We start from the raw sequence: 15,849 nt of genomic DNA on the forward strand, positions 1-15,849 counted from the left end.
TTTTTATTTATGTATTGAGAAAAGCAAGTAATTACATAAATTTATCGGGCAATAATGTTATACTAGCAGCCCAAACATTCTGTAAATTGACAGAGTGTACATTAGCATAGCTATCTGTATGATGAATTTATCAGTGTAGATATTTGATTCTCTTGAAATAATTAGAAAGTCGGTACTTATTGGACGACTTTTTAAATCAGTATTAAATACCTGTCTGATTGATGATAAAAGTTTATCCAGCGGCGCTTATTGCTACTGCATTTTTTTAAGACGAAACGAGCATTTTATATGGCGAACGATATCAAACACCTGCGTAACATTGCAATTATTGCCCACGTTGACCACGGTAAAACCACTTTGGTTGATAAGTTATTACATCAGTCTGGTACTTTTGGCGACCGTGCAAACATTGCTGAGCGTGCGATGGACTCAGGTGATATTGAGCAAGAACGTGGTATTACTATTTTGGCTAAAAACACAGCCATCCGCTGGACAGATCAGACTGATGGTACCGAATACCGTATCAACATTGTAGACACCCCAGGTCACGCCGATTTTGGCGGTGAAGTCGAGCGTGTTATGTCAATGGTTGACTGTGTATTGTTGGTAGTGGACGCGGTTGATGGCCCAATGCCACAAACTCGTTTTGTGACGCAAAAAGCATTTGAGCAAGGTCTAAAGCCGATCGTGGTTATCAATAAAATCGACCGTCCAGGCGCGCGTCCTGATTGGGTTATGGATCAAATCTTTGATCTATTTGATAACTTGGGTGCAACCGATGAGCAGCTTGACTTCCCAGTAGTATATGCTTCAGCGCTAAACGGTATTGCAGGTTTAGATGCTGATGATTTGGCAGAAGACATGACGCCGCTGTTTAAAACCATCGTTGATGTGGTACAGCCACCTCAAGTAGATGCAGATGCGCCATTCCGTATGCAAATCTCAAGCCTTGATTACAACAGCTTTGTTGGTGTTATCGGTGTTGGTCGTATCCAGCGCGGTAAAGTAAAGACCAACACACAGGTCACGATTATTGATAAAAACGGCAAAACACGTAACGGCCGTATTTTAAAAATCATGGGTTACCACGGTCTTGAGCGTATCGATGTAGAAGATGCTCAAGCAGGTGATATTGTTTGTATCACGGGTATCGATGCACTAAATATCTCAGACACCATCTGTGATCCAAACCATGTAGAAGCCCTGCCAGCGTTGACGGTTGATGAGCCAACGGTATCTATGAACTTCCAAGTAAACAACTCACCGTTTGCTGGTCGTGATGGTAAGTTTGTGACGTCACGTAATATTCGTGAGCGTCTAGAGCGCGAACTGATTCACAACGTCGCCCTGCGCGTAGAAGATACAGAATCTCCTGATAAGTTTAAAGTATCAGGTCGCGGTGAGCTACACCTTTCTGTATTGATCGAAAACATGCGCCGTGAAGGTTTTGAGCTTGGGGTATCAGGTCCTGAAGTTATCGTAAAAGAAGTCGATGGTAAGCTACAAGAACCGTATGAAAACGTGGTTTTTGATATCGAAGAAGAGCATCAAGGCCCTATCATGGAGCAAGTTGGTCTACGTAAAGGCGAGATGACCAATATGGAGCTTGATGGTAAAGGTCGTATGCGTATTGAGGCAACGATGCCTGCGCGCGGTTTGATTGGTTTCCGTTCTGAGTTTTTAACGCTAACCTCAGGCACGGGCATCATGACATCGAGCTTTTCTCATTATGGTCCTCAAAAAATTGGTGATGTCGGTGGCCGCGCTAATGGTGTATTGGTGTCTATGGCCAATGGCGTATGTCTAGGTTTTGCACTATTTAACCTACAAAAACGCGGTAAGCTATTTGCTGAGCCACAGCTAGAAGTCTACGAAGGCATGATCGTCGGTCTAAACTCACGTAGTGATGATATGACCGTTAACCCAACGACGGCAAAACAGCTAACCAACGTTCGTGCTAGTGGTACTGATGAAGCGTTGACATTGACGCCAGCTGTGAAGTTCACCCTTGAGCAAGCGCTTGAGTTTATTCAAGATGATGAGTTGGTCGAGGTGACACCAAAAGCCATTCGTATCCGTAAGCGTTATTTGACGGAAAGTGATCGTAAGCGTCACAGCCGTAGCAAAAAAGGGTAAGACAAACCAGAGCTTAAACATTCAGTGCTCAAATATAGTACGAAAGTTTGTTTAAGCTAAAAGTTCAGTCAAAAAACGGCTAACCCTAGGGTTAGCCGTTTTTTTGCATATGCGTTAGGACAAAGATAATAAGATTTAGAACAAAGACTAAGGTAAGGGGGTTAGAGCAAAGAAGCAAAGACTAAGGGGTTACGACCACATAGTCATTGGTATTGATTAAGATCTCTGATGGCTGGTCTACAACGATACGTACGACATTATCATTGACGGCTTGCGATTTATAATAGTTATCCTCGGCGACGGTACAGCCTAAGCAGCGACCCATGGCACTCCACGGCTCAACGAACAGCTTTTGCTGCGCTTGATCTGGGTTACCCCCGATGATAGAAAATGGCAAACTGACGATATAAGCGGCAGTGCCAGCAACTGCATTGACCAGTTGCAAAGGCTTGCCTACGACGGTATCCACGACCATGGTTTCATAAGAGGGGCCAAAGTCGTTTTCATCAATCTCTATCGCTGCCAACGCAGGCTGCATGCTAGCCGCCATAAAACCTAAGCTTGCGACTGCTGTAAAAAGTTTCTGCTTAACGGCGCGTTGGTTGTTGGCTCTAACAGTCATAATGATATCCTAAAACTCATGATTAATATGGTTTGCTGGTGCTTTTAAAGCAACTAGGAAACCGCGTCTCTATAAAGTTATCGCAATAATAGACAGCTTGAATATTACAGATAGATGAATGATTTGCACAACTTATGTAAGTGCTAGCACTATTAAAGCAAGATGTGCGTCAATAAGCAACAAAAATGCGTACAATCGCGCGGCGGAAATAGAAACGGCGATTGTATTATCGATAGACAGTAGAGCATTATGAGTGGTTGTTTAAAGCCAATGAGATAACAGTCAGTTGAGCTGCTAACAGGTGAGCACCACCTAAGAGTTTAGAGGCTGACAGTTGGCACAATAGACACTTGCTCGGCCGTTAAGTTTGATGTTTTTGAGGGGTGTATCGCAGTGTGGACAAGCTTCTCCTTGTCTGCCATAAACATTGAGTGTTTGCTGAAAATAACCCGTGGTGCCGCTTGCCACCGTAAAGTCGCGTAGAGTCGAGCCACCAAGCTCTATGGCTTTTAATAAAATATCTTTGATATGAGCGACCAAAACCAATAGCTGCTCATAGGAGAGCTGATGGGCTGGGGTCGCAGGGTGAATACCTGATAAATATAGGCTTTCTGTCGCATAGATATTGCCCACACCAACGACGACCTGCTGCTCCATAATCACTGATTTAATTGCGCGGGCGATCGGCTGTTTCTTTGATTTGGTGGTACTGGCAGCCGCTGTATCATTGCTGTCGTTAGGTGCAGTTGTCCGCTGAATCAGATGGTACAGATAGTCAGCGGTGAACGCCTCTGACAAAGGCTCAGGGCCTAAGTGATCAAGCAGCTTGGTGCGATAGTCTCGATACCAGAGCACCGAGCCAAACCGTCTAGGGTCATAGTAGTGCAGCTGGGTTTTGTTGTTGTCAGTATCGCGAAATGTGATCACCAGATGATCGTGTTTGCGTTTTTCGGTCGTATGCTCGTGTTGTTGCAGGCTGCCTGACATACCCAAATGCACCAATAGCTTTTTTGGCTCCTTTATATGAGCGTGCTGAGAGCGAGAGCCATCATCAGAAGTAGAGGGTGAGAAGTTTAGGATCAAGTATTTGGCGCGGCGCTCCACACTGACTAAGGTATGATAAATCAAAATTCCCAAATCATCTGGCATAGCCCAGCGCAGTTTTGGCTGAAACACTTGTATGTCAATGACTTGCTGACCATGTAAGGGGCTTAGGCTGGTCTTGGTGGTTTCTACTTCAGGCAATTCTGGCATGATGTTTTATGATAACTCTATGATTAAGGTAAGTTTGTAAGCTTAGGTCAAGGGACAGGCTATAAAAATACGCGCCTTATGCGACGGCACGTCTGGCATGCAAGATACCGTGCTGCTGCTCGAGCTTGGCCAATAGTTTAGACAAGTGCGCCAGTCCTGATACTTCGATATGGAACTTCAAAAAAGCGATATTGTCGTCATTACTTAACGTCTCAACTTGGCGAATATTGACGTTTTCTTTGTCAATAATCTGTGTCAAATCGCGTAATAACCCTCGTCTGTCATAGGCCTCTACATGTATATCGACTGGTTGATAGCGGCCAGGTTGGACGCGCCAGCTGGCCTCTACCTCGCGCTCAGGATCACGCTCGATGAGACGCAGATATTCTGGACAGCCACGATTGTGGACACTGACACCGCGTGACAAGGTGATATAGCCGGCGATGGGTTCGCCATGGATAGGGTGACAGCAGCCCGCCAAGTTAATTTCGATATTATCCAGTCCATCGATTTGTATCTTATAGGCATCGAGCTTGCTTGTGTCTTTGGTATCGATGCTGGGTACAAAATCCTCTGGCGGTCGCTCCGGCTCTAGCTGTAGCTGACGCGAGATATGACTGGTGAGCTGGTTTAAGCCGATGTCACCGGTGACCAACCCGACGATGATATCATCGGTATTATTGACATTAAAATACTGGGTATAGTCATTGAGATCAATACTGTTGGGATGTACGGACAAGCGCTCAAGCTCTTTGCTGAGCATTTGCCGCCCAATCTCGATGTTTTTGTCACGGTCTTGCTTATTAAACCATTGGCGTAGTTTTGAGCGTGCACGGTTGGTATGGATATAACCAAGCGAGGCCACCAGCCAATCACGATTAGGCTCACGTGAGGCTTTGGTGATAATCTCTACTTGCTCGCCCGTTTTGAGCTGGTAGGTCAGCGGCACATAGCGCTGATTGACCCGCGCTGCCTGTGCGCGATTGCCCACCTGCGTATGGACATAATAGGCAAAATCAAGGACGGTCGCGCCTTTTGGCAGCTCGGTGATATCGCCATCACGACTAAAGATATAAATGCGCTCCAGCTCATCGAAATCGACTAACTGTTCTTCTTCATCAAGCTCCAGCTCTTCTATTTCTTCGCCTGCTAAAACTGCCGAGCGCGGCTGATTGCGGGTTTCGTTATTAATGGACAAAAGCTGCCGCAGCGAGCTGATTCTTTGATTGAGGTAATTGTCTTTTTTGTTTTTTAGGCCTTCTTTATAATTGACATGCGCGCACATGCCAAGCTCGGCCTCGAAGTGCATCTCGCGCGTTCGAATCTGTACTTCCAGTGATTTGTTTTCGGCAATGACGGCAGTATGCAGCGAGCGATAGCCGTTGGACTTCGGGTTGGTGATATAGTCGTCAAACTGCTCTGGAATATAACGCCATAAGCCATGTACGAGCCCAAGTACGTGATAGCAATCTGAGGGGCTGGTGACCAAAACCCGTAGCGCCCGAATATCATAAAGCTGATCAAACGATAAGCCTTTGAGCTTCATTTTTCGATAAATCGAGTAGATGTGTTTGACGCGTCCCGACACTTCTCCTTCGATACCGGCGTCTGCCAGCGCCTCATTGAGCTTGTCCTGCACGCGCTGGATATAAGACTCGCGCTCACTGCGTTTTTCTGACAGCAGCTTAGCGATCTCTTTGTAGCGCTCAGGTGCCAGATAGCGAAAAGCCAAGTCTTCTAGCTCCCACTTTAATTGGGCGATACCCAATCGGTGCGCTAGTGGGGCATAGATGGTCATGACTTCTCGCGCCACGCGATTTTGCCGCTCCTTACTAGAAAACGTCAGCTCACGCATGGCAAAGGTACGCTCGGCAAGCTTTATCAGTACAACACGGACATCGTTGGTGACCGAGATGAGCATACTGTAGATGTTAGAGAGCTGGTCGCGCTGGTTGTTGACAAAGTGGTCTTCTAAACGCTTGTTGCTCTCGATGATCTCCGACAGCTTACCCATCGCTAGGGTATCTTTGACCAAGGTAGCGATGTCTGCTCCGAAGTTTTTTTCGATATCTGTCAGGCTAATGATAGACTTGCGCGCGCTACGATAGAGCATCGCTGCCACCAAGGCATCTTCGTCTTGATACAGGTACGTCAAAATATCGGTCATGCCAATACCTGTGACATAAGCGCCTGAGCGCTCGGACTCACTGGTATTCATATGGCTGCGAATAAACTCACAAGCCGCGCTGAGATTGGGCACCGCATCTTGGCCGATACGTTTGGCGACATTGTCCAGCCACGTTGGGACGTCGATGTTGACTTGATCTAGATTAATCGCCTCCAGCTCTTTTTTGGTTAAAGTGTTGTTTTTGTCCAAAAGCGGATTGTTTGCATACTCATTGGCAAGTTTTGGGTCATGTGTATGCAGCGCATGATCGGCGGAGCGATCAAAGGTGGTATGCAGCTTATGAGTGGCCAGTTGGTATTTGATATCGAGAGGAATTTGGGCATAGCTATTGGCAGATTGGTGAGAGCGCTGGCTCGCAACCAGTTGCGCCGCTAGTGTGGCACTGTCAGCTTGAGTGGTTTGTCCATCCACCAACGGCAATCCTTCACGAATTTTGACCATAGCCGACTCCTCTTAGCTATCTTGAATTGATTATAACTTCATCTACTCTGCACGCACTTTGGATGAGATCACAAAGTGTCAGCTATAAACCAATACAACTGCTAAAAAATCCTTTTTTAGCAGCTATAAAATGCAAGTAAAATATATAAAGCTATGAGTGCAAGTCTTCGCCATGTGCTGATAGAGTAGACATAGGAAGATTGTTTATTATTATCTCATTTTGAGGCGACAAATCAAGCGAGGCTATGTAATGTCTGTTGTTGATAGGTTGAACTAGCGGGTTTGCCTCGCGATATTATCTATAGTTTTAATAAAGACAGCGTGTTCTTTTTTTATAAGGACACGCCGGTAATATCAAACCGCAACCTTCTCAAAACGGGCAATGGACTCTACATGACCGGTATGACAAAACATATCCATCACCCCAGCATGTGTCAGGCGATAGCCTTGCTCTAATAAAGCCTTGGTGTCGCGCGCGAGCGTCGCTGGGTTACAAGAGACATAAACGATGCGCTCAGCGTTGAACTTGGGCAGATACTGCATAATTTCCCACGCGCCAGAGCGTGGTGGGTCGATCAAGAGCGCATCAAAGCCTTGGTTGGCCCACGGCTGATCTGAGCAATCATGCGTCAAATCCTGACTATAAAATTCTGTGTTGTTAAGGCCATTACGGCGGGCGTTGTCTGCGGCGCGCGCGGTCATTGCGTCACTGCCTTCTACGCCGACCACCGAGCCTGTCTCTCCGACAAGCCGTGCTAAGGGCAGACTAAAGTTGCCCAGTCCACTAAACAAGTCCAGTACCCGTTCGCCTGCTTTTAAATCCAACAAGTCGCAAGCAAGCTTGGTCATTTGACGGTTGACGGATAAGTTCACTTGCGTAAAGTCAGTTGGAATAAATTCATACGTCAGGTCAAACTCGGGTAGCTGATAATACAAACGTCCAAACTGCTGACTCATATCATCATCAGCGCTCAAGGCGATACGCTGAATGCTATCAGCACCTTTGGGCTGTAGATACAACTGCCAGCTGCGCGCTGCAAAAAACGCCTTTAGCTTTTCTACATCAGCCTCTGACAACGGCGCTAAATTGCGTACGATCAAAGCAACGGGCTGATTGCCGTCTGGTAGCCCGTCTATTTGTTCACCCATCGCCAGCTCAAGCTGGGCAATCTTGTCACGGCTCTCTAAAGTACTAATCAGCGCTTTTAGGTTTTCAATCTCAAAACCGATACGCGGGTCTAGAATATGACACTCGTTTAGCTCCGCCAAAAAGTTACTAGAGCGCTCTCGAAATCCGACCAGCGCTGTTTCTTTTTTGGCGACATAGCGTACGCCCAAGCGCGCTTTGGTGCGATAGCCGAGGCGATCACCGACCACAGGCGCCAGCCAAGTATCAGGCTCGGCATTGGCCTGATGGATGAGCATCTCTGCCAGTACAGACTGTTTAAAATTGATTTGCCCATCTGGCTGCCAATGCTGCAAGCTACAGCCGCCGCAGACGCCGAAATGCGGGCAGGGCGGAACCGCACGCTCAGGGTTTGGATTGGCCGTAATACTCACAGCGTCGCCTTCTTCAAAGCTGGCACGACTGTTGGTCAGCTTCACTAAAGCGCTCTCACCTGGTAGGGCAAAGCTGACAAAGACTTTTTTGCCGTGTTTGTCTTCGATATGGCCGTCATCTACGCCAAAGCCATTACCATATATCGCCACGCCGCGACCATCATGCGATAGACCATCAATCGCAAAAGGCAGTGGCTCGGCTTCTTTTAACCGCCGGCGCGTCTTTGAAGAGGGCTTGGATTTTTTTTTATTGGGCGGAATGGTGATTGTTTGGCGAGCGCTCTCAGGCGTCGTCGCCTCGGGTGCCGTAGAAGTCTTTGAATCGGTGGGCTGCATAAACCTGCCTTAATAATAAATGATAAATAACGAAAAATAAGGGTGAGTGCTATAAATTCACTCAAAAAAGAGTACAAGCGCTACTGGGATGAATTTTGCGCAGCCTCTGTGAACGCAGCACGCAAGTAAAATTTATACCAGTAGCGTACTTAAGCCTATAACAAATTTACTTTCAACTGACCATCTTATTTATAGCACCGTTTTATAGCTTGGGCTTTTTAAGATTTGGGCGCAGATGACCAATCAGCGATAAACTCATGATGACGTGGACTGCCATCTGCTTGGGTATATTGTCTTAAATAAGTCAGGCTCTGCTGCTGCCATATATCAAAATCCTGCAAAGACAGCTGTCCGGTTAGTCGTAGCCAGCGCAAATAAATCAGCCACGTATTCATGACATCAGACTCGCAATATATCGACAGTGTCTGCCAATCTGCCTCATTAACCAGATCGCCCACCATGCTACCATCGACACTGGTCTTGCCAGGCAGACCGTAGAGGCTTGCGACCACATCCATGGCTTCGCGGCGACTGGCACCATACTGGCTAAATCTATCCATCAAGTCTAGATGGCGAGTATGAAAGCGATTGACGTAATTATCAAAACGCATGTTTTTGATACGCTCGCCTTCTTCAAATAGCCACGGTGCTGCCAATTCGTACTGCATGGCGCGATAAATAAGCACCGGAATATCAAAGCCAGAGCCGTTCCAGCTGATCAGTTGCGGCAGTTTTTCAAGATCATTAAACGCCCGAAAAAACTTAGCAAGAATGTCTTTTTCGCTAAATTTGTCCGCCGTCAAAGAAAACAAAGAAAACTGACCGTCTTTGATATACAGCGCTGATATACAGACGATACGCTGCAGCGGCAGACGCATAAAATCATGTCCCGCTTCTTGAGTGCGTATCGCTGTCAGTGCGCTGAGGGCATCGGCATCGTTAAGCTCAGCCAACTGCGGATAGATACGGCGCGCCGCATCAGTATCGGCAACAGTCTCGATATCAAAGACCAGTATCGGGTCGGATGGTAAGGCTTGTGACATAGGTAAACCTAATTAATTGTTAGCTTATTGTGCGGCATTTTCTGTACCGTTAATGACATTGTCGTCATTAACACTGTCGTCATTTACATTGTATAAACCAGTCGATAAATAACGATCGCCGCGGTCGCAGACGATAAAAGCAATGACGGCGTCTGGATTGGCTTTGGCGACTTGTAGCGCCGCCCATGCAGCTGCTCCAGATGACACCCCAGCGAAAATGCCTTCGGTTTTGGCCAGTTTGCGCATATAGACTTCGGCGACATGTTGATCGACATCCATTACCTCATCGACCAAATCAGCCTCAAAGATGCCCGGCATATATTCAGCAGGCCAGCGGCGGATACCTGCGATAGAGGCGTCTTCATCAGGCTGTAGACCAATCACTTTAATATCTGGGTTTTGCTCTTTTAGATAGCGAGACACCCCAGTGATCGTGCCTGTGGTCCCCATAGAGCTGATAAAATGGGTGATTTTACCGTCTGTTTGTGTCCACAGCTCAGGGCCTGTGGTGAGATAATGCGCTTGGCTATTGTCAGGGTTGTTGAACTGGTCTAATACAACCCCTTTGCCATCGGCTTGCATCTGCAGGGCCAAGTCGCGCGCCGCTTCCATGCCTTCATCGACTTCGATGAGGGTAGCACCATAAGCGGTCATGGCGTCTTTGCGCTCTTGGGTTGAGTTGGTCGGCATCAGCAGCGTCATCGGATATCCGCGCATGGCAGCAACCATGGCGAGCGCAATGCCAGTATTGCCGCTGGTGGCCTCAATCAACATATCACCCGGTTTGATATCACCGCGCCGCTCTGCTTGATAAATCATATTAAATGCTGGGCGATCTTTTACCGAGCCTGCTGGGTTATTGCCTTCTAGCTTGGCCAAGACCGCCGTGCCACCCGCAATCTGCTCTTGCTCAGGCAGGCGCTGCAATTTCACCAAGGGTGTCTGCCCGACGCAATCGGCAAGGGCGGTAACTTGAGAGATGAAGGTGGCGTTTGACGTGGCCGTAGCTGACATAAGATACCCTTATTGTTAATATGAATGTTCAAACCTGACTTATGCACTTGCAAAGCGTGACACAGCGCGCAAAAATAGCGGCAAGTAAAAAGCTGCGCCATTATATCATTTTGTTTTTGCCTACGCTGAATGCATGCAGAGATTTTGGTAAATGAATGATGCTTATAAATGGTAGTTGAGACAAACACTGTTAAAATACTTGTATGATTCAGAGGCGTTATGATGCAGCCACCGCACTTATCGCCACGACTGATACCCAACGACTGATAGCTATAGCCAAGTGATAACGATAGCGCTATAGTACAGGACGCGATGGCGCAAAGTCGCTGTGATAAATCTAGCGTATGTCCTCCATTTAATTGATAGTCATCTTATCTTGTTTTTATCATTGTTTTAAAATGAGGACACGCCCTAGCAAAACATTGAGATGAGAGCGAGCTTGCATGGCACACAAAAAACGTTTTGATACCAGTAGCGCCTATGGTCAGCTGATCATATTGGTGTTTTTGCCGATATGTATATTGGCCGCTGTCGGCGGTATTTTGGTGTTTCATGAGACCATGCGTGCCAGCGACTCTGAGCAAGAAGTGTTGGCCGAGGCGGTGCTGATTCGTTATACCCCAGAGATTGCAGATCTGATTCCTGAGCTGTTAGAGCAAGAGCGCCAGCAGGCGGGCAGTGCCTCCAAGGCTGCCGTCTCGACCCTAGAGGGCATTCGTGACAGGTTAGGCCGCATGCAATCCGAGCAGCACGTGCAGCGCATCGCGATTGTTAATGAAGACAATAAGGTGCTGGCCACGGTCGGTTACGGGCTCAATGAGCCTTGGCCATTGATTGATGCTTCAGCGCAATTTATCTCGCAAAAGCCCACGCCGATCGGCACCGCTTATGGCAGCGTGCTTGGTGAGTTTGAAGGGCAGCGGCTGTGGTTGCTCGTCGATATGGACAACGAGCCACTGTATATCGCGCGTTATCGCATCGCCATGGCGCTAGTGATTACGGGGTTGTTTACCATCCTGATTTTGCTGTTGAGTTTAAACATTTACTCAAAACGCTGGATCGCACCGATTTATGAGCTGCGCTTGCAGTTGCAGCGCACTCACGTAGACAATTTATATCAGCCGATTCCGGTGGAGTCGGATGGCGAGCTAAACTTATTACAGCAAGATTTGGTCAATACCTTGCGCCGCTTGCACAGAAGCTTTCAAGACCTCAAAGACCATGCGGAGCAGACTGAGGATGATTTGCGTTTGGCGTTTGATGAGATGGAAATGCAAAACATCTCGATCAGAAACGCGCGTGATGCCGCCATCTCAACCAGCCAAGCCAAATCGGCGTTTTTGGCCAATATCAGCCACGAGCTACGCACCCCGCTCAACAGTATCGATGGTTTTATCAACCTGCTGGCGCGTCACGGCGAGCTAAATCCTGAGCAAGATTTGTACGTACAGACCATTCGTAAATCCTCAGCGCATCTGCTGGCGCTGGTCAACGATGTCTTGGATTTTTCTAAAATCGAGGCGGGCAAGCTGGTGCTTGATCGTCATGAGTTCGATCTTTATGACACCATTTATGATGTGGTCGATATGCTCTCGCCAGTCGCCGCCGAAAAAGGCCTGCGCATGGCAGTGCTGTTTTATAACGATGTGCCGATGCGTATCAATGGCGATGCCTTACGCCTCAAGCAAGTGCTGACCAATATCGTCGGCAATGCGATTAAGTTTACCGACAGTGGTGATGTGGTGGTGCGGGTCAGCCTTGATGATCACCGTGATAATTATCTGATGATAAGTGTGCAAGACAGCGGTAAGGGCATCTCGCTTGCTGATCAAAAAATGCTGTTTCAGAGCTTTAGTCAAGGCGATCCTTCTATCACGCGTCAGTATGGCGGGACTGGGCTGGGTTTGGTCATCTCCAAGCAGCTGACGCGATTGATGGGCGGTGATATTGGGTTTTATGACAATGCGCAAGAAAACATTGCCAATCAAGGAGCGACGTTTTGGTTTCGCATGCCAGCGCACGTCGATGTGCTCGAGGCGGCGACAGGGCAGACCATTGAGCTGCCTGTGCTCGCGCCGCTTGCTAGCGAAACTGATGAGTTTAATGTGCTGGTGTGGATCAACCATCCAGCCTCGATACAAGTGCTCAAAGCCAGTCTGCAATATCTACCAATTCAGCTGACCCAAGCCAACTCATTGCCAGGTGTGCTTGAATCGTTAAAAGAGCATGGTAATTACTGGGACTGGGTTATCGTCGATGATGATACCCAAGACGATATGATGGCGCTATTAAAACAAATTCGTCTGCACTATCAGGGTAAGCTTGCTGTCTTTGGCTACCAAGTGGCCGCCGATCAGGCTCTGCTCAATCGTTATCATGCCAATATCTTATATGAGCCTTTGGATAAAAGGCAGCTGTATGCCATGCTCGATACACAAAATCGCCGCCAGCCAACGAGTCTGCAAGAGCCGCGCTGGAAAGGGGTGACGGTGTTGGCGGTGGATGATCATCTGCCCAATCTCTTGGTGCTCGATGCGCTGCTTAGCGAGCTGGGTATTCATGTCGTCACCGCCAGTAGCGGTTTTGATGCGATAGAAATTATCAGTAAGCAGCAAACCAAAAATCTGAAAACTGCCAAAAACCAAAAGCAAAGCCTGTCAAACAAAACCCAGCTCTCTAAAGCCGAAGCGCGAGATGACATGACCAAAAAGTCAAACTCTGCGCTGTATGCAGAGGAGACGGCCAATGAAGATAAAGGCAGCAACCAAGACAGTTATAAAGATACCCACAAAGACAGCATCGACTTGATATTTATGGATATCCAAATGCCGCGTATGTCTGGGCATGAAGCGGCCAAACAAATCCGCAGTATCGAAAGCGATGACAGTCATATTCCTATCATTGCCTTGACCGCACATGGGCTAGCTGATGAGCGTGACAAGCTGATAGCCAGTGGTATCAACGACTATGTCGGCAAACCCATTAGTCAGCCGCAGCTGCTGCAAGTGCTGCAAAAATGGCTGGGGCGCACCTCGACCACGCCGCAACTAACCGCGCTGTCTGAGGCCAATCTACATGGACTGGGCTTGCAAGACACGGATGCGGCCTCTAGTCGCACTGACGCGCACACAGATACCGACGCGCAAACCTTCTCTGAATGGCCGCTGGGCGCGACGACCAGCACGTATCCTGTCAGTAAAAGCGAGCGCACTACAGATACCAGCGAGCCGCCAAAAATAACGCGACCATTATCACTCAAAAAAATCCGTGATGACTATTTGCGTGACAGTCAGCCGCGCGAAGATTATAGACGAGAGACACCGCGAGAGACTCAGCCGCGCTACGACAGCTTACGCTTACAAAAGCAAGGACAGGCGCCGTTGCTGAGCCCGCCATCAGGGTCAATGGATCATGCCAGCGAACCAAATATTGATCTAGCCGCGCGGCCGCAGGAGCAAAAGGATACAGCGATAGACAGCCCGCATTCAGAGATTTTGGACTGGCAAGATGCGCTGACTCGCTCAGCCAACAAGCCTGATCTGGCAGCCAAACTGATCATCATGATGCTCGACACTATCAATGATGAAAAGCAAGCGTTGACTCAAGCCTGGGAGGCGCGCGACCGTAGTATGTTGGCGCAGATTGCCCATCGTATATTGGGCGGTAGCCGCTATACTGGCGTGCCGCAGCTGCGTCAGGCCAGCCAAGATTTAGAAGATAAGTGTTTGTTGAATATCCAGCATACCACGCCTGCGCAGTTTGCCATGCTCCAGCCTTATTACGAAGCGCTACTGACCGCATTAAATAATTTGCAAACGCTGGATTTGTCCGCCTATCCGCAGCTCAATTACCATCGTCTAAGCGAAAACGACATGACGTGGAAAATGATTTAGGAGTAGTGGTTTAGAAGTAGTGATGAAGTAACAGTGATTGAGAGGCAATAAAAAACGCAACTTCATGTTGCCATGCTCGTATGGTCGATCCACCATAAAATAAATACCGTGCGACTGGGAGTGATTTTGCGCAGCATCTGCCTGCATCGCACAGCAAGCAAAATTGATACCAGTCGCGCGCAAAAAATCACGTACTTCTTTTATGTAGAGTTGACAATACAGTCTCGCTATAAAGTATCGTGGCAGTCAGTTATTGCTAAGGTAGGATATGGATAAGCCTGCTAACATTATCGCTATCAGTCTATCTTTTACCCATTCATAAATAAGGATCGTTATGAACGCCATTGCAACTTACCAATACGAAACGCTACAAATGAGTGTCACTGATAATATACTCACTGTGACGCTAAATCGTCCGCACAAAAAAAACGCCATGAGCTTTAAGGTCGTAGAAGAGCTAATCGCTGTGGCAGGCCGAGTGAGCAAAGATAAGACAATACGAGCGGTCATCTTAAACGGTGCGGAAGGGACGTTTTGTGCTGGCATCGACTTGGGCGATTTGAACCATCCAAAAAATCAAGCGTTTGCAGTGTGGGAGCTGATGAAGCCGTGGCAAAGCTCGTTTCAGCGTGTTTGCTTGGTCTGGCGCGATGTGCCAGTACCGGTCATTGCGGTCTTAGAAGGCTACTGTATCGGCGCTGGGCTACAATTGGCGCTGGCATGTGATGTACGCATCAGCCATCCTGAGTGTAAACTGTCTATCATGGAGGCCAAGTGGGGGCTGGTGCCAGACATGGGTCTGACGCAATCGGCGTATGGCGTGGTGCGAGAGGACGTGCTAAAAGAGCTGGCGATGACAGCACGCGTCGTCGATGCCAGTGAAGGCAAAGCGCTGGGTCTGGTCAGTCATTGCAGCGAGACGCCGCTTGAGCAAGCAAAGCAGCTCGCCGCTGAGCTTGCCGAGCGCTCACCAGATGCAGTGCTCGCCAGTAAGCGTGTGATCAATGCCATGCATCATCAGCCTGCAACCACGCTCTATAAAGAAAAGATGTGGCAGCTAAAAATGATGCTGGGCCGCAATCGCAAGCTTGCACTGAGAAAAGCCAAGCAAGCCAGCACCACCTTTGCCAAGCGACAGTTTCGCTAGTCTTTTATAATGAGTCATAAATCATAAGGGTTTACATCAGAGGTAGAAAAATTTAGACAGAGTCTTATGTTTTATATTGAGTGTTTTTAGTGGTTAAGGGTTGTTTTAGTCGCGTTAGGCGTCTATTGCAATAGCGGTCAAAATCACGATATAACCACCATATAACATTGTTCGCTTGCATAGACGTTAGTAAATATGCACTATTGCTATAAGCT

General features: G+C 47.9%; 9 protein-coding genes. 3 read left to right on the forward strand and 6 right to left on the reverse strand.

Features of this window, described 5'->3' with window-relative positions; all coding sequences use genetic code 11:
- The first annotated feature begins 288 nt into the window (after positions 1-288).
- Positions 289-2,136 carry a translational GTPase TypA gene (gene typA / locus BTV99_RS08885; RefSeq protein ID WP_075102015.1) on the forward strand — a complete coding sequence of 616 codons (1,848 nt, stop codon included), beginning with the start codon at positions 289-291 and terminating at the stop codon, positions 2,134-2,136.
- A gap of 181 nt (positions 2,137-2,317) precedes the next feature.
- Here typA and BTV99_RS08890 read toward each other — a convergent pair whose 3' ends face one another.
- The 6 genes from BTV99_RS08890 to cysM all read right to left on the reverse strand — a co-directional run bounded on the left by BTV99_RS08890 (position 2,318) and on the right by cysM (position 10,594).
- A complete protein-coding gene (locus BTV99_RS08890; RefSeq protein ID WP_075102016.1) occupies positions 2,318-2,758 on the reverse strand; it encodes a hypothetical protein in 441 nt (146 codons plus the stop codon).
- Positions 2,759-3,070: 312 nt separating this feature from the next.
- Positions 3,071-4,012, reverse strand: a complete 942-nt coding sequence (mutM, locus tag BTV99_RS08895) for a bifunctional DNA-formamidopyrimidine glycosylase/DNA-(apurinic or apyrimidinic site) lyase (protein ID WP_075102017.1) — start codon at positions 4,010-4,012, stop codon at positions 3,071-3,073.
- A gap of 76 nt (positions 4,013-4,088) precedes the next feature.
- On the reverse strand, positions 4,089-6,641 hold the full coding sequence (locus BTV99_RS08900; RefSeq protein WP_075102018.1) for a bifunctional (p)ppGpp synthetase/guanosine-3',5'-bis(diphosphate) 3'-pyrophosphohydrolase: 2,553 nt from the start codon (positions 6,639-6,641) through the stop codon (positions 4,089-4,091).
- 354 nt (positions 6,642-6,995) lie between these two features.
- Positions 6,996-8,537: a 23S rRNA (uracil(1939)-C(5))-methyltransferase RlmD gene (gene rlmD / locus BTV99_RS08905; protein WP_083608602.1), complete on the reverse strand. Its 1,542-nt coding sequence runs from the start codon at positions 8,535-8,537 to the stop codon at positions 6,996-6,998.
- 218 nt (positions 8,538-8,755) lie between these two features.
- Complete coding sequence (locus BTV99_RS08910) at positions 8,756-9,580, reverse strand: 3'-5' exonuclease (protein WP_075102019.1); 825 nt, start codon at positions 9,578-9,580, stop codon at positions 8,756-8,758.
- Between the two features lie 24 nt (positions 9,581-9,604).
- Complete coding sequence (gene cysM, locus BTV99_RS08915; RefSeq protein ID WP_075102020.1) at positions 9,605-10,594, reverse strand: cysteine synthase CysM; 990 nt, start codon at positions 10,592-10,594, stop codon at positions 9,605-9,607.
- A gap of 443 nt (positions 10,595-11,037) precedes the next feature.
- On the opposite strand from cysM, the gene BTV99_RS08920 reads away from it, so the two are divergent.
- Complete coding sequence (locus BTV99_RS08920; RefSeq protein WP_075102021.1) at positions 11,038-14,487, forward strand: ATP-binding protein; 3,450 nt, start codon at positions 11,038-11,040, stop codon at positions 14,485-14,487.
- Positions 14,488-14,821: 334 nt separating this feature from the next.
- Complete coding sequence (locus BTV99_RS08925) at positions 14,822-15,634, forward strand: crotonase/enoyl-CoA hydratase family protein (RefSeq protein WP_075102022.1); 813 nt, start codon at positions 14,822-14,824, stop codon at positions 15,632-15,634.
- Positions 15,635-15,849 lie beyond the last annotated feature (215 nt).

Source organism: Psychrobacter sp. Rd 27.2 (genome assembly GCF_001921755.1).
Classification (GTDB): Bacteria; Pseudomonadota; Gammaproteobacteria; order Pseudomonadales; family Moraxellaceae; genus Psychrobacter; species Psychrobacter celer.